This is a genomic window from Micromonospora musae (assembly GCF_003626545.1).
GTDB lineage: Bacteria > Actinomycetota > Actinomycetes > Mycobacteriales > Micromonosporaceae > Micromonospora > Micromonospora musae.
Map to the genome: position 1 here is coordinate 104,315 of NZ_RAZS01000010.1, position 19,614 is coordinate 123,928.

Consider the following 19,614-nt stretch of genomic DNA (forward strand, 5'->3'; position numbering starts at 1 on the left):
AGGAGTTGGAGAACCCATGAGCGACACGATCGCCACACTGCCGGTGGTCGTCGAGAACGACGGCCGCGCCCTCACCGAACTCATCGCCGACCGTCGGGTGGAGCTGCGCGCCGCCCTGGTCGAGCACGGCGGGCTGCTGTTCCGCGGCTTCGACGTGGGTGGGGTGGACGGATTCGACCAGGTCGTCCGCGCCCTCTCCGGGGAGCCGCTGACCTACACCGAGCGCTCGTCCCCCCGGCACGCCATCAAGGGCAAGGTCTACACCTCGACCGACTACCCGCCGGACGAGGAGATCTTCCTGCACAACGAGAACTCGTACCAGGCCCGCTGGCCGTTGACGTTGTTCTTCTACTGCGTCACCGCGCCCGAGACGCAGGGCGCGACGCCCCTGGCGGATGTGCGGCAGGTGTACCGGGAGATCGACCCGCAGGTGCGGGAGGAGTTCGTCCGGCGGGGTTGGATGCTGGTGCGCAACTTCCACGAGGACTTCGGGACCTCGTGGCAGCACGTCTTCGACACCGACGACCGGGCCGAGGTCGAGGCGTACGCGGCGGCGAACCGGATCCAGCTGGAGTGGCGCGGCAGGAACGGGCTGCGCACCCGGGCGGTACGCGACGCCGTGCACCTGCGCCCCGGCTCGGAGACCCCGCGCTGGTTCAACCACGCGACGTTCTTCCACCTCAGCACCCTCCCGAAGGACTACCAGGAGGGGCTGCTCGCCATGTTCGGCGCCGAGGAGCTGCCGTCGAACACCTACTACGGCGACGGTGGGGAGATCCCCGCCGACGTGATGGACCACCTGCGGGCCGCGTACCGGGCCGCCAGCGTCCGCTTCGACTACCAGCGCGACGACGTGCTGGTGGTGGACAACATGACCGCCGCCCACGGCCGTGAGCCGTTCACCGGCCCCCGCAAGATCGCCGTCGCGATGGCCGAGCCGCACACCCCTGAGAGCAACGGAGCGAAGTGATGGCCGAACCCCGATTCCTCGTCGTCCGCAACGACGAGGAGCAGTACTCGATCTGGTCGACCGACCGGGAACTGCCCGCGGGCTGGCACGACGCCGGGTTCACCGGCAGCCGCGAGGAGTGCCTGGCACACGTCGACACCGTCTGGACCGACATGCGGCCGCGCAGCGTACGGGAGACGGCGTCATGACCCAGGAGTGGGCCTTCCCGGCGTCGTTCGCCCAGGAGCGGATCTGGATCGCGAACCAGCTCGACGCGGCCTCGCCGGTCTACAACGTCTCCAACCCGTGGCGGTTCCCCGTCGGCATCACCCCGGAGCAGGCCGAGGACGTGGTCAACCGGCTGGTGGCCCGGCACGAGGCGCTCCGCAGCTACCTGCGGGTCGACGACGGCGCGCTGGTGCAGGTCGTCCGCGCGGCGGAGCGCTTCGAGCTGCCGCAGGTCGACCTGCGTGGCCTCGACGGCGCCGAGCAGGCGCGGCGCTACGACGCCGAGCTGACCGCGCTCGGTCGCACGCCGATCCCGCTGGACGCCCCGCCGCTGTGGCGGGCCCGGCTGCTCCGGTTCACCGACGAGCAGGTGGGGCTGCTCTTCGTGGTGCACCACGCGGTCTTCGACAGCCACTCGGCGGTGCTGCTCGCCGCCGAACTGGCCGCGTTCAGCCGCGCCGCGCTGACCGGCGCGCCCGCCGAGCTGCCCGAGCTGCCCGTCCAGTACGCCGACTTCGCGGTCTGGCAGCGCGAGCAGCTCACCGGCGCGGAGCTGGAGCGGCAGCTCACCTTCTGGCGGGAGCGGCTGGCCGGGGCGCCCGCCGCGACCGGGCTGCCGCTGGACCGACCCCGCCCGGCCCAGCTCGGCTTCGCCGGCGACGAGGTCCACTTCGAGCTTCCCGAGGGGCTCCTCGACCGGGTGACCGCGCTCGCCACGGGCGCGGCGGCCACCCCGTACATGGTGCTGCTGGCCGCGTTCGCCGCGCTGCTGTCCCGGATCTCCGGCGACGAGGACGTGGTCGTCGGGGTCTCCACCGCCGGTCGGGACAACCCGGAGCTGGCCCCGCTGATCGGCATGTTCGTCAACCCGGTGGCGCTCCGCTGCGACCTGGCCGGCGACCCCACCTTCGCCGAGCTGGTGACCCGGGTGCGCGACGGGCTGGTCGACGCGATGGAGCACGGGCAGACACCCTTCCAGCGGCTCGTCGAGGCGGTCGCCCCGCAGCGGGACCCGTCGGTGCAGCCGATCTTCCAGACGGCGCTGAACTACATCCCCGACTCCGGCCTGGACCCGGTCGCGCTGGGCACCACGAAGGACGACCTGGCCTTCGACATCACCACCACGACCAGCCGGCTCGTCTACCGCACCGCGCTCTTCGACCGGGGCACCGCGGAGTCGCTCACCGCCCGCTACGTCCGGCTGCTCGACGCCGCGGTGACCGAACCGCGGCGGCCGGTATCCGCGTTGCCGCTGCTCGACGACGCCGAGCGGGAGCGGGCGTTGACCGCCTGGAACGACACCGCGCAGGCGGTGCCCGCGACCACTGTGGTGGACGAGCTGCAGCGGCGGGCGGCGGCCACGCCGGACGCCACCGCACTGGTCCACGACGGCGTCGCGCTCTCCTACGCCGAGCTGAACGCTCGGGCCAACCGGCTCGCGCGGCTCCTGGTGGGGCGGGGCGCCGGACCGGAGACCCGGGTGGCGCTCGCGCTGCCCCGCTCGGCGGAGCTGGTGGTGGCCATCGTCGCGGTGCTCAAGTCCGGCGCCGCGTACGTTCCGGTGGACACCGGGTATCCGGCCGGCCGGATCGCGTACCTGATCGACGACGCCGAACCGGCGCTGGTGCTGGCCAACTCCGCCACCGCCGGTCTGGTCCCGTCCGGGGCGCTGGTGCTCGACGCCGGCACCGGTGCGGAGTTGGCCGGCGGGGACCTCACCGACGCCGAGCGGGGCGCCCCGCTGCGTCCCGAGCACCCGGCGTACGTGCTCTACACCTCGGGCTCGACCGGACGACCGAAGGGTGTGGTGGTCGAGCACCGGGCGGTGGCCGCGTACCTGGCCTGGGCCCGGCACACCTATCCAGGGCTGGCCGGCACCGCGCTGCTGCACTCGCCGGTCTCGTTCGACCTGACCGTCACCGGGCTGCTCGGCACCCTCACCGCCGGCGGCACGGTGCGGCTGGCCGCGTTCGACGACCCCGCCGCCCGCACCGGCGGCCGCCCGACGTTCCTCAAGGTCACCCCGAGCCACCTGCCGCTGCTGGAGGCGGAGCTGTCGCCCACCACCGACCTGGTGATCGGGGGCGAGGCGCTCACCGGGGAGCATCTGGCCGGCTGGCGGGCCGGGCACGAGGACGTCGCGGTGATCAACGAGTATGGCCCGACCGAGGCGACCGTCGGCTGCGTCGCGGCCCGGATCGCGCCGGGGGAGCCGGTGCCCGCCGGCCCGGTGCCGATCGGCCGGCCCACCTGGAACACGCAGGCGTACCTGCTCGACGCCGGGCTCAACCCGGTTCCGCCGGGTGTCGTCGGCGAGCTGTACATCGCCGGAGACCAGCTGGCCCGCGGCTACCTGCGCCGGCCCGGCCTCACCGCGGAGCGCTTCCTGCCCTGCCCGTACGGGGCGCCGGGGCAGCGGATGTACCGCACCGGGGACCTGGCCCGCCGGCGGCCGGACGGGACGCTGGAGTACCTGGGTCGGCGCGACAACCAGGTGAAGATCCGGGGCATGCGCATCGAACTCGGCGAGATCGAGTCGGCGCTGCTGGCCCGGCCGGACGTGCGCGAGGCGGCGGTGGTGGTCCGATCCGACTCCGGTGAGCCGGAGCTGGTCGGTTACCTCGTCGGCACCGCCGACCCGGCGACGCTCGCCGCGGACCTGGCCCGGGAGCTGCCCGCACATCTGGTGCCGGCCGCCTTCGTGGCGGTGCCCGCGTTGCCGCTCACCCCGAACGGCAAGCTGGACGTCGCGGCGCTGCCCGCAGCGGAGGCCGGCACCCCCACCGCCGACGGTTTTGTCGCCCCGCGCACCGAGGCCGAGGCGCTGGTCGCCGAGGTCTACGCCGAGATCCTGCAGGTGGACAAGGTCGGCGCGCTCGACGACTTCTTCGCCCTCGGCGGCAACTCGCTACGCGGGATGCGGGCGATGGCCCGTATCCGGGCCGAGGTGGAGGTGGAACTCCCGATGCGGGCCCTGTTCACCAGCCCGGTGGTGGCCGACCTGGCCGCCCAGATCGAGCAGCGGATCGCCGCCGAGCTCGACGGGCTCTCCGAGACCGAGGTCGCCGCGCTGCTCGCGGCGGAGAAGGACAAGCCCTCATGACCGACCTGAAGGACCCCGCGCGGGATGCCGCCCGGCAGGCCCTCATCGCGCAGCGGTTGCGGCGGCGGCAGGCCGCCGCTCCCGCGGCGCGGATCACCGTGCGTCCCACCGACGCGGAGGTGCCGCTCTCGTACGCCCAGGAACGGGTCTGGTTCATGGACCAGCTCGCCCCGGGGGAGGCGGCGTACCACATCGCGGTGCCGATGCGGGTACGCGGCCCGCTGGACGTGCCGACGCTGCGCTCGGCGCTCGACGGCCTGACCCGGCGGCACGAGTCGCTGCGCACCCGCTTCCCGGCCGACGCCGACGGCCGGCCGACGGTCGTCGTCGACGAGACCGTCGAGGTCCCGCTGACCATCGTGGACGCCGCCGACGAGACGGCCGCGCAGGAGCTGGTGGAGGCGGCCGCCGCCGAGCCGTTCGACCTGGCGCACGGGCCGCTGCTGCGGGCCCTGCTGATCCGGCTGGCCCCGGAGGAGCACGTGCTCTTCCTCGGCAAGCACCACATCGTCGGTGACGGTTGGTCGGTGGACCTGCTGCTGCGTGACCTGATCACCCTCTACCGCGGCGGCGAGCCACCGGCGCTGCCGGTCCAGTACGGCGACTTCGCGGTCTGGGAGGCCGAGGAGCTGGCCGGTCCGGCCGCGCAGGGGCACCTGGAGTGGTGGAAGCAGCGACTCGCCGGGATCACCCCGCTGGAGCTGCCGCTGGACCTGCCGCGACCGGCCACCCAGACCTACCGCGGCGACTTCGTGGAGTTCACCCTCGACAAGGCGACCACGGACGGGTTGAACACGCTCACCCGCGGCTACGGCGGGACGCTGTTCATGACGCTGCTCGCGGCGTACCAGGTCTTCCTCGCCCGGCACGCCGGGCAGGAGGACTTCGCGGTCGGCGCCTCGGTCGCCGGCCGCTCCGCGCCCGAGCTGGAGAACGTCGTCGGCATGTTCATCAACATGCTGCCGCTGCGCGCCGAGCTGACCGGCGACCCGACCTTCGCGGAGCTGCTCGAGCGCACCCGGCGCAGTGTGCTGGACGCGTTGGAGCACGGCGAGGTGCCGTTCGCGAAGGTGGTGCACGAGCTGGGACTGCCCCGCGACGTCAGCCGGTCGCCGGTCTTCCAGGCCATGTTCGTGCTGCAGAACTACGACATGGGCCGGTACGCGGAGGTGCCCGGGGAGAGCGACGTGGCGTTCGACTGGACGCCGATGGAGCTGCGGGCCACCCGGTTCGACTTCGAGCTGCACGCGGTGGAGACCGTCGACGGGCTCTGGGGCAAGCTGGTCTTCAACACCGACCTGTTCACCCGGGAGACCGTCGCGCGGATGGCCGGCCGGCTCGGCGCGCTGCTGCGGGCCGTGGTGGCCGCCCCGGACACCCCGATCTCGGCGCTGGGGCTGCTCGCCCCGGCGGAACGGGAGCTGCTGGCGGGCTGGAACGACACCGCCGCCGACTTCCCGCGTACGCAGACGCTGCACGCGCCGATCGAGGAGCGGGCCGCCCGCACCCCGGACGCGGTCGCGCTGCGGTTCGAGGGCCGTTCGGTGACGTACGCCGAGCTGAACGCCGCCGCGAACCGGATCGCGCACCGGCTGCGTACGGCCGGTGTCGGCCCGGAGACCCTGGTCGGGGTCTGCGCGGAGCGCTCGGTGGAGCTGGTGGCGGCGCTGCTCGCGGTGCTGAAGGCCGGCGGCGCGTACCTGCCGCTGGACCCGGAGTACCCGGCCGACCGGCTGGCGTTCATGGTCACGGACGCGGCCGCCCCCGTGGTGCTGGTCCAGGAGCACCTGCGCGACGTGTTGCCGGAGACCGGCGCGACCGTGCTGGTGCTCGACGACGAGCGGGCCTGGGCGGATCAGCCGACCACCGATCCGGCCCCGGTGGCGGGCCCCGAGCACCTCGCGTACGTCATCTACACCTCGGGCTCGACCGGCCGCCCGAAGGGGGTGCCGAACACCCACCGGGGCATCGTCAACCGGCTCGACTGGATGCAGAAGAGGTACCTGATCGGCTCCGCCGACGCGGTGCTCCAGAAGACCCCGGCGAGCTTCGACGTGTCGGTGTGGGAGTTCTTCTGGCCGTTGCGCGAGGGCGCCCGGCTGGTGCTGGCGAAGCCGGGTGGGCACAAGGACGCCGGCTACCTGCGGGACCTGCTGGTCGCCGAGGCGGTGACCACCACCCACTTCGTCCCGTCGATGTTGACGGTCTTCCTGAGTGAGGACGGCGTCGAGGCCGCGACCGCGTTGCGGCAGGTGATCTGCTCCGGCGAGGAGCTGCCGGTGGCGACCGCCGTCGACTTCACCGCCCGGCTGCCGTGGTGCGGGCTGCACAACCTGTACGGCCCCACCGAGGCGGCCATCGACGTCAGCTCGTGGCACTGCGATCCGGCGCTGCTGGGCGGGCTGAGCAGCGTGCCGATCGGCGCGCCGATCGCCAACCTGCGGCTGCACGTGCTCGACGCCGCCGGGAACGAGTGCCCGGTCGGGGTCGCCGGCGAACTGCACATCGGTGGGGTGGGGCTGGCCCGCGGCTATCATCGCCGGCCGGCGCTGACCGCCGAACGGTTCGTGCCCGACCCGTTCTCCGGTGAGCCGGGCGCCCGGCTGTACCGCACCGGTGACCTGGCCCGCTGGCGGCTCGCGCCCGCCGCGGGCGACGCCACCGCGACCGGCGGCGTGATCGAGTTCCTCGGCCGCATCGACCACCAGGTCAAGCTGCGCGGCCTGCGGATCGAGCTGGGCGAGATCGAGAGCGCGCTGCGGGAGCAGCCCGGGGTGACCGAGGCCGCCGTGATCGTCCGGGAGGACACCCCGGGTGACAAGCGGCTGACCGCGTACCTGGTGGGCGCGGCCGAGCACACCGAGGTGAAGGCGGCGCTGAAGGAGACGCTGCCGGAGTACATGGTGCCGGCCGCGTTCGTGACTCTCGACGCGCTGCCGCTGAGCCCGAACGGCAAGCTGGACCGCAAGGCGCTGCCCGCGCCGGTGGTGACCCGCGAGGCGTCGGTGGCGCTGGTCGAGCCGCGCGACGACACCGAGCGGCTGCTCGCCGGAATCTGGTCGGAGGTGCTCGGCGTGCCGACGCTCGGCATCGACGACGACTTCTTCGACCTCGGCGGGCACTCGATGCTCGCCACCCAGGTGGTCGCGAAGATCCGCAAGGCGGAGCACGGCGGCCGGCCGGTCGGTGTGATGGACCTGTTCCAGCAGCGCACCATCCGGGAACTGGCCGCCTTCATGTCCGGCGCCACCGGTGAGGAGGGGCCCCGCCGGCTGCTCTACGAGCTGACCAAGCCGATTCCGACGAACCAGCGCGTCGTCTCGTACGTCTGCGTGCCGTACGGCGGCGGCAGCGCGATCGTCTACCAGCCCCTCGCCGACGCCCTGCCGGCCGGGCACGCGCTCTGGTCGCTCGCCATTCCCGGGCACGACGTCGGGCTCACCGAGGAGGCGCTGCCCTTCGACGAGCTGACCACCCGGGTGGCCGAGGAGATCCTGGAACGGGTCGAGGGCCCGCTGGTGCTCTACGGCCACTGCGGGGTCGGTAGCGCGATCGTCACCGAGGTGGCGCGCAAGGTGGAGGCCGCCGGCCGTGAGCTGGAGGCGCTCTACATCGGGGCGATGTTCCCGTTCGCCCGCCCGAAGGGGATCTTCGCGGCGATCCGCACCCGGCTGGAGGCGCTGCGCAGCAACCGGCACTACGCGAGCTGGCTGAAGTCGATGGGGGTCGACACCGACGAGCTGGATCCGGAGCAGGCCGACCGGATCATCAGCAACATGCGGGCCGACTCCCGCGCCTCGGAGGAGTACTTCACCGGACTGCTCGACCGGCAGGCGACGAAGCTGCGCGCCCCGATCGTCTCGGTGGTCGGCTCCGAGGATCCGGTCACCGACTACTACATCGAGCGGTACACGGAGTGGCGGTTCCTCAGCGACACGCTGGCGCTGGTCGTGCTCGACCAGGCCGGGCACTTCTTCCTGAAGTACCGGGCGGACGAGCTGGCGGAGATCGTCACCCGTACGCACCGGGCCGTCGGTGACGGGACCACCGCCGAACTAAGCCGGGAGGCGCGGGGCGAGGACGCCAGCTGGGCGGTGCACGACACGTTGCGCGTCGGCGTGGAGGAGCAGCCGCGGGCGGAGACAGTCAAGCCGAGCATGGCCCGCTTCGTCGCGGTCACCGCCGGGCAGCTCGTCTCCACCACCGGGTCGGCGTTGACCGCCTTCGCCCTGCCGATCTGGCTGTTCAACCAGACCGGGTCGGTGGCGAACCTGGGCATGCTCTGGGCGCTGGCCCTGATCTGCGGCGTGTTGATGCTGCCGATCGCCGGGGCGATCACCGACCGGGTGAGCCGGCGGAAGATCATGATGATCGCCAGCAGCAGCGCCGGCTCCGTGCAGGTGGTGCTCGCCGCCCTGCTCTGGACGGACAGCCTGGCGTTGTGGCACATCTACGGTCTCGTGGCGTTGAGCCAGGTGGCCGGCTCGTTCCAGCGGATCGCGTTCCAGTCGGCCGTGCCGCAGCTGGTGCCGAAGCGCTACCTCGGCCACGCGATGGGCATCACGCAGCTCTCCAACGGCTTCGCCATGCTGCTCATGCCGGTCTTCGCCGCCGGTCTGCTCGCCGCCATCGAGCTGAAGGGCATCGTGGTGATCGACGTGGCCAGCTACGTCGTGGCCGTACTCACCCTGGCCCTGGTCCGCTTCCCGAACGCGTTGGGCTGGCGGCCGCGGGAGCGGCTGCTGGTGGCGATCGCCAACGGGCTGCGCTATTCGTGGCAGCACCGCGGGTTCCGGCTGATGCTCGGCTACTTCGCGCTCGGGAACATCTTCCTGGCCCCGGCGCTGGTGCTCATCACACCGCTGGTGCTGTCGTTCGGCACCGCGACCCAGGTGGCGCAGGTGGCGCTCGCCGAGGCGCTCGGCGCGGTGGCCGGCGGTGTGCTGATGTCGCTCTGGGGCGGGCCCCGGCGTCGGCGGATGATCGGTGTGCTCGTCGGCAACCTCGGCACCGCGATCGGCTGCATCCTGATCGGTCTGGACGCCTCGGTCGCGATGATCTGCGTGGGGGCGTTCTGGCTGGCCATGGCGATGACCACGGCGCAGTCCATCTACGCCACCATCGTGCAGGTCAAGGTGCCGCAGCGCTTCCACGGCCGGGTGTTCAGCCTGAACCAGACTATCTCCTGGTCGACCCTGCCGATCGGGTTCGCGCTGCTCGCGCCGGCCGCCACCGGCCTCTTCGAGCCGATGTTCGCCGACGGTGGCGCGCTCGCCGACTCGGTGGGCGCGGTGATCGGCACCGGGCCGGGGCGGGGGACCGCCTTCGCGTACGTCTGCTTCGGCGCGATGCTGGTGCTCATCACCGTCGGCGGCTTCGCCATCCGATTGCTGCGCCGGTTCGACCTCGAGGTCGAGGACTCGCTGCCGGACGACCTGATCGGCGCGCAGGAGCGGGAGCGGCGGCTCGCCGCCCGCGCCGCCGAGCAGGAGGAGAAGGTTCCGGTAGCCGCGTGAGCGGTGGGCCTCCGGCCGTGGCCGGAGGCCCACCGCAGCCCCGCCGATCGTCGGCGACGGGCGGCGGCGACGGCAGGTCAGGGCAGGTCGGGCCGATCGGACAGGTCCGCAGCGGGCAGCTCCTCCGGCCGGGCCACCCACGCCGAGTAGACCGGCAGGCCGTGCCACGGGCCGGCGGGCACGCCGTCGCGGGTGTCGGTGGCGACGGCCACGACGGCGTACGGGTGACCGAAGCGCAGCTCGGCGGCGCGGACGACGGCCTCCGGTGGCAGACCGGCCACCGCCGCGAGCGCGGTCACCGCGGCAGCCTCGAAGCCGTACCGGCCGTAGCGGGCGACCGCGGCCTGAGTCGCCTCGTAGGCGAGGTCCGGAGCGCCCATCAGCTCGCCGAGGGCTCGCACCGCCGTGTCGAAGCCGAGCCCCTTCGCCGTCAGGTCGTGCCGGCTCTCCGCCTTCCAGCACGGCAGCAGGGCGCTGAACAGCTCCTCACGCCCGAAGGACCGGGTGTGCTCCTCACGGATCGTCCAGAGCGGCGTCTCGCCCAGCGGCAGATCGTAGAGGGAGCGTCGCCCCCGCCCGGGGAACGTCGTCGCGTTCGTCGCCACCTCGTGGGCGGCCGCGAGCACGTCCGGTGCGGGTACGTCCGGCGTGGCGGCGACCGAGACGACCAGGAGCCCGGACTCCCGGCCGTCGACGCGCTCCGGTCTCGCCTCAGCGGCGTGCACGGCGACGTCGCCGGCCCGGGCGGTGCCGGCGATCCAACAGGTGTGGCCGTGCCACGGCGTCCGCAGCACCTGCCGCAGTTCGCTTGCCCAGGCGCTGGCCGGGCCGAGCGCGTCGGCGGGCGACACCTGGAACGGGGTGGCCCACGCGACCCGGGTGGCCAGGGCCGTGGCCATGACGAGGAGGGTCTCCGGGCCGACCGTGAGCGGGAACTTCTCGATCATGCCGAGGGTGCGTTCCCGCGCCCACGCGTCCAACGCGGGCTGGTCGGGCAGCGGACCCGTCTCGGTGCTCTCCGGCAACGCCGCCCGCCACTGGGCCAGGGCCTCGATCGCCGCGCGCTCCCAAAGCGCGCTGGCCGAGGCGACCAGCGGGTGCGGCGTGTCCAGCAGCGCGCGGGCGGTCGCGGCGGCGCGGTCCGCGTCGGCGCCGAGCACCTCCTCCAGCTCCGCCCGGGTGCCGCCGGCGGCGGCCGGGCCGACCAGGGCGAGCAGCAGCCAGGCGCCGAGCGGGGAGGCGATGTGGTGCTCGCCGCCGATCAGACGGTGCATCTGTTCCGCGTATCGGACCACAGGCCCGGTGGAAGACATCACCGCTCCACTGTGCCCGCTGCCGGCGCTCCCGTCAGCCCCGCCGCACCGTCCCGGGACGGTCGCTGGCGAAGATCAACTCGGCTTCGGTGAAGTCGGGGTGTTCCGGGCCCAGCGTCACCCCGACTTCAAGGAGCCCGAGTTGATCAGCGTGGTCGGGGCTCGCCCGCCCGCCGGCGTCGCGTGTCCCTGGGCGCGGCGGGCCCGGAACGGGCGGATAGGCTTCCTGGCCGTGGCAGGTCTGTTGAGGAACGTGGCGGCACGCATCAGCCGGGCGGGCGGGGCGGTCATTCCCCGCCAGCGACGCGCCGAGCCCACGCCGGCCCAGGTCGCGCGCCGACGCCAGGTGGCCGCGCTGCAGCGCCGCGAGCTGTCGTACGCGCCGGAGCTGGACGGGCAGGCCGACCCGGGCGAGATCGTCTGGACCTGGGTGCCGTACGAGGACGACCCGCGCCAGGGCAAGGATCGTCCGGTGCTGGTGGTCGGCCGCAAGAGCCGGACGCTGTTCGGGCTGATGCTCTCCAGCAAGAGCGACCGGGACGGGCAGCGGCACTGGCTCGCGCTCGGCCCCGGCGAGTGGGACCGGGACAAGCGGCCCAGCTGGATCCGGCTGGACCGGGTGCTCACCATGCGGGAGGACAGCATCCGCCGCGAGGGCGCGATCCTGGACCGGACCCGTTTCGATCGGATCGGCAGGGCGCTGCGCGCCGGTTACGGCTGGCGCTGATCCTGGTCGACCGGTCGCTGCCCGGCCGCTGTTGGACCGCTCCCCGGACGGCTCTCCGGGCGGCGACCCGCGGCGTCACCGTAGGCTCTGCCGGCCTCGCTCTGGGGTCCCGCATCGCTGAGACCTTGATACCCCAGAGGCGTCTTTATGACTCTGAGGTATCAATGCGGTAGGGAAGTAGCGACGCCGCCCTCGCGGCCTCGCGGCCTCGCGGCCTCGCGGCCTCGCGGCCTCGCGGCCTCGCGGCCTCGCGGCCGCGGGTGTCAGGCGGGCTCGCGGCTCGACCCGGCCGCAGCGGACCGCGCGTCCGGCGGCGGGTACGGCTGCTCGGCCAGCAACCGCGCCAGGTGTGCGCTGTTGAGCGCCAGGGCCCTGGTGGTGCGGTCGGTGGTGTCCGGCTTCGGGCGTGCGTCGAGGTAGTCGACTGTTTGCAGCGCCTCGCCGACCCAGTAGGTGGCGCCGGCGGCGGGGCAGGTGAAGCCGACCTCGTTCAACGCCTGCTGGACCTCGGCGATGGTGTGGTGGGCGCCGTCCTCGTTGCCGACCACGGCGACGCCCGCCACCTTCCCGTACGTGAGCAGACGCCCCTCGTCGTCGGTTTCGGAGAGCTCCGCGTCGAGGCGTTCGAGCACCATCTTGGTGACGGCCGAGGGCTGGCCGAGCCAGATCGGGGTGGCGATGACGAGTATCCGGGCGTCCAGCATCTTGGCCCGGATCGCCGGCCAGCCGTCGCCGTCGCCCTCGTCGGTGGTGACCCCGAAGCGTACGTCGTGGTCGACGACTCGGATCAGCTCACCGTCGACACCCTGCGCGGCCAGGGCGTCGAGCACCTCGCGGCCGAGCACCTCCGAACTGGACGGTGCGGGTGACCGCTTGAGCGTGCAGTTGAGGACGAGGGCACGGATCGTCGCCACGTTCGTTCCTCCCCGGTGTCGCGTTCTGTGTCTGTTACCCGCCCGGCCGTCCGAAACACCTGAGGCAGGGAGTTGCGCGATTCGGCTTGACGGCGTGCCGGGTCGGCGTATATTCAACTCATCGGTTTATCAACCAAGTGGTTGAGAGAAGGCGATGACAGCAGATCCGGTCAGCACCGTGTTCGCCGCCCTCGCGGACCCGACCCGCCGGGCGATCCTCGCCCGGTTGGCCGCCGGAGAGGCGACGGTCAACGAGCTGGCGGCGCCGTTCCCGGTCAGCGTCCAGGCCATCTCCAAGCACCTCAACGTGCTGGAGCGGGCCGGGCTGATCGTGCGTACCCGGGAGGCGCAGTGGCGGCGGTGCCGGTTGGAGCCGGCCCCGCTGCGCACCCTCGCCGAGTGGGTCGACCAGTACCGAAAACTCTGGGCCGACCGTTACGACACGTTGGACGCATACCTCGACAACCTGAAGGGGAAAGACGATGAGCCAGCTCAGTGACCTCGTGATCGAACTGCCGTCGGACCTGGAGATCACTCTCACCCGGGCCTTCGACGCGCCGCGCGACCTCGTCTTCGCCGCGCACTCGCAGGCGGAGCACCTGAAGCACTGGTGGGGGCGGGGCAACCCGCTCGACATCGAGATCGACTTCCGGGTGGGCGGCCGGTACCGGTTCGTGGAGCACGCCCAGGACGGCAACTCCTACGCGTTCCGGGGCGAGTTCCGGGAGATCGTGTCGCCGGAGCGCATCGTGCAGACCTTCGAGTACGAGGGGATGCCCGGGCACGTGCTGGAGGAGACGATCACCTTCACCGAGCAGGACGGGCGGACCGTGGTCGCCAGCACCAGCCGCTTCGACACGAAGCAGGAGCGCGACGGCATGCTCGACACCGGTATGACGCAGGGCGCGGCCGAGTCGTACGCCGCGCTGGAGCGGCACCTGGCCACCCTGGTCTGACGTACGGCGGGGCATCCGACGGGGTGCCCCGCCGTGCCCGATCCGAGTCTGTCGGATGGTGCTGTAACGCTTACCGGATCGCGAGCGCTGCTCATTATGCCACTGGGGAGGTGTTCCGGGTTCCGCACGGGGACGGCGAGGGGATCGCCGTCGGAGACGGAGAGGAATGCCGCGATGAACGGTGGCACACGTCCACACCCAGCCTCCCCCGACGATCATCTGCCGGTCACGGCGGACTGGATCTGCTCGACCTGTGGCGCAGATTGGCCCTGTGCCACCAAGCAGAGTCGGCTGCTGGAAGAGTACGGGCACGACCGGGCGGCGCTCGGTGTCTATCTGGCGAGCTGCCTCGCCGCGGCGTCCGCGGAGCTGCGCCGCGTTCCGGTGGACGTACTGCAGCAACGCTTCACAGGCTGGCTTCCCCGCCAGCGACGCCCCTTCTGACGGGCGGACGGGCTCCGGCCCACCGGCCGGAGCCCGTTCCGCGTGCACCTCCTTCCTGCTGTGACCCGTGGTCAGGTCCGGGTGCTCGCCCGGACCTGCCGCGCTGTGGCGGGGACCGACGCGCGTCGGGCGCGCGGGGTCGCCGCGGGGGTGCGGGACGGCCATCCCACCAACCGGGGACGCCGTTGAGCGCTGACGTCCTCGATCCAGCCGACCAGCAGCACGACGACGAAGAGCAGTACGAGCGCCACCGCCAGGTATCCGACCTGCCCGAGCCGCCAGGCGTCGATCCGGTCGCCGACGACGAAGCAGACCGCGATCGCCGCGTTGTGCCAGAGGTAGATGGTCAGGGCCCGGCTGTTCAGCCAGGTGACCAGGCGGTCCAGTGGTCGGGCCCGGGCCAGCCACGCCATCGGGGGGCGGGCCCGGAGCAGCAGGAGCACGAAGCCGAGCGAGTAGAACGCCTGCGCGGCTGGGATGTCGTTCAGGTCCATGCCTCCCGCGGAACCCGTCACTGTCCACCCGGCCCCGACCCCGATCCCCAGGCACACGGCCGCCGCGATGACCAGCGTCGGCAGGGGAATGCGGTGCAGCGCACCGTCGCGATGGGCGAATCCGACGAGCCAGCATGCGCCGAAGGTGGCGAGGTCGACGACGACCGAGTGGACGCCGCCGCTGAGCGGTGGCGACGTGGTCTGCAGCATCACGACGGCGGCCAGGGGCAGCAGCACGGTCGGTAGCGGCCATCGGCGGTAGAGCCCGAGGAGCACGGGGGAGAGCAGGACGAGCCAGAGGTACGTGACGAGGTACCACAGCACGCCGGTCACGTCCTGCGCCCAGGCGCTGCCCGCCGGTTGGGCGATCGGTATCAGCCAGGTCAACAGCCCGGGCCACGCCGGGCGATCGGGCCAGCCCTGCCAGACCATCAGCGGCACGAGCACCGCGCCCAGCATCCACATCGCCGGCAACAGCCGCCGCAGTCGGCTGTTGACCGCTTGAACCGACGTACGGTCCAGGGACCGGGCCATCAGCGAGCCGCCGAGCGCGAACATGACGCCCATGGCGGGGAACGCGAAGCTCATCCAGGCGTAGCCCCACATGTGGTAGGTGATCACCCGTGTCAGGGCCAGGGCGCGGAGTGTGTCGAACCAGCGGTCACGGCCTGCTCCGGCGGCGGGCGGCTCGGTGGTGCGATCGGTCTCCTCCGGTCGTGCCACGCTTGCGTTCATCAGGCTCCCGTCCACTACGTGCCCGCGGCGATCGGTCGGCGGGTCACCGGCACGCTTCAACTTTCGCCACCGCAGCCGGGTGCCGGTCAGCGCGGTGATCGTCGACCGGAGCAGGACCAGGTACATCAGCTGCCGGTATGCGAATTGCTGCAGAGGGAGCGCCAGCAGGGGCAGGAGGCGCTCACGGTCGAGGCGGAAGGCCACCAGCGCGGTGACCGCCTGCACGGCCAGCATCAGCAGCCACGCCACGGCGGTCTCGGTGGCGCCGAGGAAGAACAGTCCGTAGAGGGCCATCACGTCCAGTACCGGCCCGAGCAGTGGCAGGACCACACCGAACAGGGCGAGCATCGGCAGACCGAATCGGCCGAACCGCCCGGACGGCCCCGTGTCGAACATCGCCCGGCGGTGTTTCCACATCGCCTGCATGGTGCCGTAGCTCCAGCGATACCGCTGGCGCCACAACTGCGTCAGGGAGGCGGGCGCCTCGGTCCATGCTCGGGCCCGCTTCTCGTACACCACGCGCCAGCCGGCTCGGAGGATGGCCATCGTGATGTCGGTGTCCTCGGCGAGGGTGTCGTCGCTCATGCCGCCCGCGGCGAGCAGCACCCGTCGGCGGAACGCCCCGATGGCCCCCGGCACGGTCGGCATGCAACCGAGCGTCTCGTACAGGCGGCGGTCGAGGTTGAAGCCGATGACGTATTCGATGTGCTGCCACCACCCGAGCGGGCCTCGCCGGTTGGCCACTTTGACGTTGCCGGCGACTGCACCGACCGACGGGTCGGCGAATGGTTGCACCAGCCGGCGTACGGAGTCCCGCTCGAACACCGTGTCGCCGTCGACCATCACGATGATCTCGTGGCTGGCGTGGGCGATGCCGGTGTTGAGAGCGCTCGGCTTGCCGCCGTTGGGCTTGCGGATCACCCGCACGTTGCGCAGTCCGAGCGACTCCGCGAGGTCGGCTGTTCCGTCGGTCGAGCCGTCGTCGACGACAATGACCTCGATTCCGCGATGGTCGCCGTTGGCCAGTGACCGGACGCTCGCGACGATGCCGGCCTGTTCGTTGTAGGCCGGCACGATTATCGACACGGGCTCGGTGACCGGCGGCCCCCAGTACCCGCGCCGACGACGCCAGGCCAGCCGGGGTGCCAGGACGAGCAGCAGCAGCGTACGAAGCAGCATCAGGAGCCCGGCCACCACGAACAGCACCCGGAGCGTGGCGATGAACAGGTCGGCGACCCGCACCGCCATGACGGCCGACCCGGAGCGCCAGCGTTCGGCCTCCGACACCGGCCGGTTCGCGGGGACCGCTGCCACGCCGTCGTCGTCTGCCTCGTCCCGGGTCTGGTTGAGGCCTTCTCCGACCGTGACGAAGTCGTAGCCGCGGGCCAGCATCGCCGGAATGAACCGGTCGAGCGCGGCGACCGTCTGGGCCCGGTCGCCACCCGCGTCGTGCAGCAGCACGACGGCGCCCTGCCCGGCCGGCGGGGTCATGTTCCGCACGATCGTGTCAACCCCGGGCCTGGCCCAGTCCTGGCTGTCGGTGTCGTTCACCGCCGTGAGGTAACCGAGGCCTCCGGCCTGCCGGATGGCCGCCCACGCCTCGTTGTCCACGGCGTCGGCCCGCGACGAGTACGGGAAGCGCAGCAGGTTCGTCCGGACCCCCGTGGTGTTCATGATCGCCATCTGGGTCTGGGTGTACTCGAGCCGCCGTTGCCAACCGGGCAGCAGGGTCGCCTCCGGGTGGCTGAAGGTGTGTACCCCGAGTTCGTGACCCTCGGCAGCGACCCGTCCGGTCAGGTCGGGATGGCGCGCCACCTGGCTGCCGACCACGAAGAACGTCGCCTTTGCCTGGTGGTGTCGCAGCACGTCGAGGATTCGCGGCGTCCACGTCGGATCGGGACCGTCGTCGAAGGTGAGGGCGATGGTGCGAGGTGGCATGCGGTAGGACTGCGTCCGGCCTCCGGTGGTGTCGATCACCGGCCCGCCCGAGATGATCTCGGCCGGCACCGAACTCTGATCGCCGACCTCCCGGACGTGGTCCGGGGTGAACTCGGAGTTCGCGTACGCCTCGACCAGCAGCAGACTGAGCAGGACGGTGACCAGGGTCCCGGTTACCACCCAGCTCGTCCGCAGCGGAAGCCGGAGCCGACGTCGCTTGCTGGGCAGCGCGGACGCCGCCGCCGTCGTCCCGGTCATCGGGCCCTCGCTGCGGCGTGGAGGAGGGCGGGCGCGGTCGGCGTCACGGCGGGCGGGGGAGTCTGGGCAGACGGGCTCGGGGCCGCGACGGACGGGGGCGGCGGGGTGGGCGCCGCGGTCGAGGGCAACGGCGGGGACGGTTCTCCGTCGGACGTCGGCGGTGGTGGGGCCGGGACCGGTCGGTCACGCTCCGGCTCCGGTTCGGGCAGCAGGGACGGTCGGGGAAGTGCCTCGTTGGGCAGCGCGGAGACGGGGCCCGCGGACTCGTCGCCAGCCGACACGGGCAGAGCCCGCGGGCCGACTTGCTCGGGCGGCTGGTCACCGGTCTCCATGCCGGTCTCGTCGTCCAGAAGTGGCGCGGAGCGGGGCAGCGAGGGTCCAGTCAGGACGGCGACGCCGACGATCGGCACGTACGCGAGGGTGCCTGCGGCCAGGAGGACACCACACCACCGCATGAGGCGCGCACGTCGTCCGGTCGCGTCCACGAAGACCGGCATCGGGATGCGGGAAGCGGCGGTTTGGCCGGGGGGCGCGGGCGAGTTGCCGGCGTGAATGTGAACGACCACCCGGACGAGGCTAGGGAGGAGGAAAGCCGCTTATGTCCACTTTATGGGGATGAGGGGATGGTCGGGATTTCATATTCCGAACAACCGGATTGACCGGTAGGGACGTCCGCAAACGTTGATATTCACCCGTTACGGGCAGGTAGGTAACAGCTCGTCAGTTACGTGCACTTTCGCGACGATTGTTCGCTGACGGTACGAGAGGGGACGGCGGCGCGAGGCATCGACGCCGTGGCCGTCACGTTTGCCGTTCCGGCGCGTTGAACGGGCGTGGCTCCTGCGCGGTCCGAGGCGTACGGGTCACTCGGGCAGGTGTCCGATGTCGACGAGCTGCCGAGCCTGCCGCCCCGGGCTCAGGCTCTTCGCCCGGTACATCTCCGCGTCCGCCCGGCGCAGCGCCTCGGTCAGCTGGGCCGGGCCGGTCACCGGGGCGAGGCCGACCGAGGCCGTGACCCGCAGGCTGAAGCCGCCCATCGCGATGGGGGCGGAGAGCATCTCGTAGAGACGCCGGTTGGCATGGTCGATCCAACGCCGGTCGACGGTGGGTGTGACCAGCAGGCCGGCGAACTCGTCGCCACCGAGCCGGGCGACGGGGTTGTCGCCCGCGAAGGCGGCCAGCCGCTGCGCCACGCTGATCAGCACCTGGTCGCCCGCGGCGTGCCCGTACTGGTCGTTGATCTGTTTGAAGTCGTCGAGGTCGAGCACCACGGCGACCAGCGACCGCCCGGAGGAGTCGGTGAGCAGCGTGGCGGCCAGCCGGTAGAAGGCGCGGCGATTGGGCAGGCCGGTCAGCGGGTCGTGGCTGGCGGCGTGCCGCTCCGCGGCTAGCTCCGCCTGCAGGTGCTCGAGCTCCGCCTCCGCGCGCATCGCCCGGCGGCGCAGTTGCCAGGACGAGAACAACGCCCCCGCGGCGCAGATGCCGGACGCCACACTCACCGGATCCGGCACCCGAGCCTCCCGTCACGCCAGCTCCCGGGTCCTGACACACCCGGGCGGGCCCCTGTTATCCCTGGTCATGGCCCAGGTTAGGTAACTCAATGTGAACAGATAAGTACCGTTCACGTGGGTTATCATGCTCGCGGTCCGATGCAGATGCAATAGCAGATGCACGTGCAGCAGCGTCCGATGTCGACTCTCTCTCCGCGCCGCCACCGCTCCTCCCCAACGGCATCGGCCGGCTCCTGAACAGAAAGACCCCTCTTCATGCAGCAGCCGAGAAACGGTGTCCCCGCCGACCAGCTCCCCGCGCTGGACTGGCGGAAGAGCCGCCGGAGCAACCCCAGTGGCAACTGCGTCGAGCTGGCCGAGCTACCCGGGGGACGTGGCGTCGCCGTACGCAACTCGCGCTACCCGGACGGACCGGCGCTCATCTACACGGTCGACGAGATCGCCGCCTTCGTGCTCGGTGCTCGGGACGGCGACTTCGACCACCTGATCGCCTGACCGTCACCGCCGGTGCGCGGCTGGTACACCTTC

Annotated in this window: 13 protein-coding genes; 9 read left to right on the top strand and 4 right to left on the bottom strand. The window is 72.1% G+C overall.

The genetic code is table 11. From position 1 onward, the window contains the following. Positions 1-16: 16 nt before the first annotated feature. From D7147_RS24880 to D7147_RS24895, 4 genes are read left to right on the top strand one after another with little or no spacing between them, the layout of a single operon-like run. Positions 17-970 (top strand): TauD/TfdA family dioxygenase, encoded by a 954-nt coding sequence (locus D7147_RS24880; RefSeq protein ID WP_120681790.1) that lies wholly within the window; start codon positions 17-19, stop codon positions 968-970. Beyond that, positions 970-1,158: an MbtH family protein gene (locus tag D7147_RS24885; protein ID WP_120681792.1), complete on the top strand. Its 189-nt coding sequence runs from the start codon at positions 970-972 to the stop codon at positions 1,156-1,158. The genes D7147_RS24880 and D7147_RS24885 overlap by 1 nt, the downstream gene beginning before the upstream one ends. Next, positions 1,155-4,280 (top strand): non-ribosomal peptide synthetase, encoded by a 3,126-nt coding sequence (locus tag D7147_RS24890; RefSeq protein ID WP_120681794.1) that lies wholly within the window; start codon positions 1,155-1,157, stop codon positions 4,278-4,280. Before D7147_RS24885 ends, D7147_RS24890 begins: the two co-directional genes overlap by 4 nt. Then, entirely contained in the window at positions 4,277-9,796 is a 5,520-nt protein-coding gene (locus D7147_RS24895) for a non-ribosomal peptide synthetase/MFS transporter (RefSeq protein ID WP_120681796.1), read from the top strand. The genes D7147_RS24890 and D7147_RS24895 overlap by 4 nt, the downstream gene beginning before the upstream one ends. Before the next feature lie 77 nt (positions 9,797-9,873). Here D7147_RS24895 and D7147_RS24900 read toward each other — a convergent pair whose 3' ends face one another. Next, the gene (locus D7147_RS24900) at positions 9,874-11,070 is read right to left on the bottom strand and encodes a serpin family protein (RefSeq protein WP_233563407.1); all 1,197 of its coding nucleotides are present in this window, start codon (positions 11,068-11,070) and stop codon (positions 9,874-9,876) included. A gap of 271 nt (positions 11,071-11,341) precedes the next feature. Between D7147_RS24900 and D7147_RS24905 the strand changes: the two genes are divergently transcribed. Further along, the gene (locus D7147_RS24905) at positions 11,342-11,836 is read left to right on the top strand and encodes a type II toxin-antitoxin system PemK/MazF family toxin (protein ID WP_120682002.1); all 495 of its coding nucleotides are present in this window, start codon (positions 11,342-11,344) and stop codon (positions 11,834-11,836) included. Positions 11,837-12,099: 263 nt separating this feature from the next. Here D7147_RS24905 and D7147_RS24910 read toward each other — a convergent pair whose 3' ends face one another. Continuing rightward, the gene (locus D7147_RS24910) at positions 12,100-12,750 is read right to left on the bottom strand and encodes a flavodoxin family protein (RefSeq protein WP_120681800.1); all 651 of its coding nucleotides are present in this window, start codon (positions 12,748-12,750) and stop codon (positions 12,100-12,102) included. 154 nt (positions 12,751-12,904) lie between these two features. Here D7147_RS24910 and D7147_RS24915 point away from each other — a divergent pair, with 154 nt between their 5' ends. The 3 genes from D7147_RS24915 (at position 12,905) to D7147_RS24925 (ending at position 14,150) form a co-directional block, all read left to right on the top strand. After that, a complete protein-coding gene (locus D7147_RS24915) occupies positions 12,905-13,249 on the top strand; it encodes an ArsR/SmtB family transcription factor (protein ID WP_120681802.1) in 345 nt (114 codons plus the stop codon). Beyond that, positions 13,233-13,706 (top strand): SRPBCC family protein, encoded by a 474-nt coding sequence (locus D7147_RS24920; protein ID WP_120681804.1) that lies wholly within the window; start codon positions 13,233-13,235, stop codon positions 13,704-13,706. Before D7147_RS24915 ends, D7147_RS24920 begins: the two co-directional genes overlap by 17 nt. A 174-nt stretch (positions 13,707-13,880) precedes the next feature. Continuing rightward, the gene (locus D7147_RS24925; protein WP_120681806.1) at positions 13,881-14,150 is read left to right on the top strand and encodes a hypothetical protein; all 270 of its coding nucleotides are present in this window, start codon (positions 13,881-13,883) and stop codon (positions 14,148-14,150) included. Between the two features lie 71 nt (positions 14,151-14,221). On the opposite strand, the gene D7147_RS33585 is transcribed toward D7147_RS24925, so the two are convergent. Continuing rightward, positions 14,222-17,575, bottom strand: a complete 3,354-nt coding sequence (locus D7147_RS33585) for a glycosyltransferase (RefSeq protein ID WP_120681808.1) — start codon at positions 17,573-17,575, stop codon at positions 14,222-14,224. 863 nt (positions 17,576-18,438) lie between these two features. Then, on the bottom strand, positions 18,439-19,086 hold the full coding sequence (locus D7147_RS24935; protein ID WP_120681810.1) for a GGDEF domain-containing protein: 648 nt from the start codon (positions 19,084-19,086) through the stop codon (positions 18,439-18,441). Positions 19,087-19,341: 255 nt separating this feature from the next. On the opposite strand from D7147_RS24935, the gene D7147_RS24940 reads away from it, so the two are divergent. Beyond that, positions 19,342-19,581: a DUF397 domain-containing protein gene (locus D7147_RS24940; RefSeq protein WP_120681812.1), complete on the top strand. Its 240-nt coding sequence runs from the start codon at positions 19,342-19,344 to the stop codon at positions 19,579-19,581. The last annotated feature ends 33 nt before the right edge of the window (positions 19,582-19,614 follow it).

Excerpts from the sequence above, each read along its gene's own strand:
- D7147_RS24880 (WP_120681790.1), top strand. The coding sequence starts at position 17 with ATGAGCGACACGATCGCCACACTGCCGGTGGTCGTCGAGAACGACGGC.
- D7147_RS24885 (WP_120681792.1), top strand. The coding sequence starts at position 970 with ATGGCCGAACCCCGATTCCTCGTCGTCCGCAACGACGAGGAGCAGTAC.
- D7147_RS24890 (WP_120681794.1), top strand. The coding sequence starts at position 1,155 with ATGACCCAGGAGTGGGCCTTCCCGGCGTCGTTCGCCCAGGAGCGGATC.
- D7147_RS24895 (WP_120681796.1), top strand. The coding sequence starts at position 4,277 with ATGACCGACCTGAAGGACCCCGCGCGGGATGCCGCCCGGCAGGCCCTC.
- D7147_RS24900 (WP_233563407.1), bottom strand. The coding sequence starts at position 11,070 with ATGCACCGTCTGATCGGCGGCGAGCACCACATCGCCTCCCCGCTCGGC.
- D7147_RS24915 (WP_120681802.1), top strand. The coding sequence starts at position 12,905 with ATGACAGCAGATCCGGTCAGCACCGTGTTCGCCGCCCTCGCGGACCCG.
- D7147_RS24920 (WP_120681804.1), top strand. The coding sequence starts at position 13,233 with ATGAGCCAGCTCAGTGACCTCGTGATCGAACTGCCGTCGGACCTGGAG.
- D7147_RS24925 (WP_120681806.1), top strand. The coding sequence starts at position 13,881 with ATGAACGGTGGCACACGTCCACACCCAGCCTCCCCCGACGATCATCTG.
- D7147_RS33585 (WP_120681808.1), bottom strand. The coding sequence starts at position 17,575 with ATGACCGGGACGACGGCGGCGGCGTCCGCGCTGCCCAGCAAGCGACGT.
- D7147_RS24940 (WP_120681812.1), top strand. The coding sequence starts at position 19,342 with ATGCAGCAGCCGAGAAACGGTGTCCCCGCCGACCAGCTCCCCGCGCTG.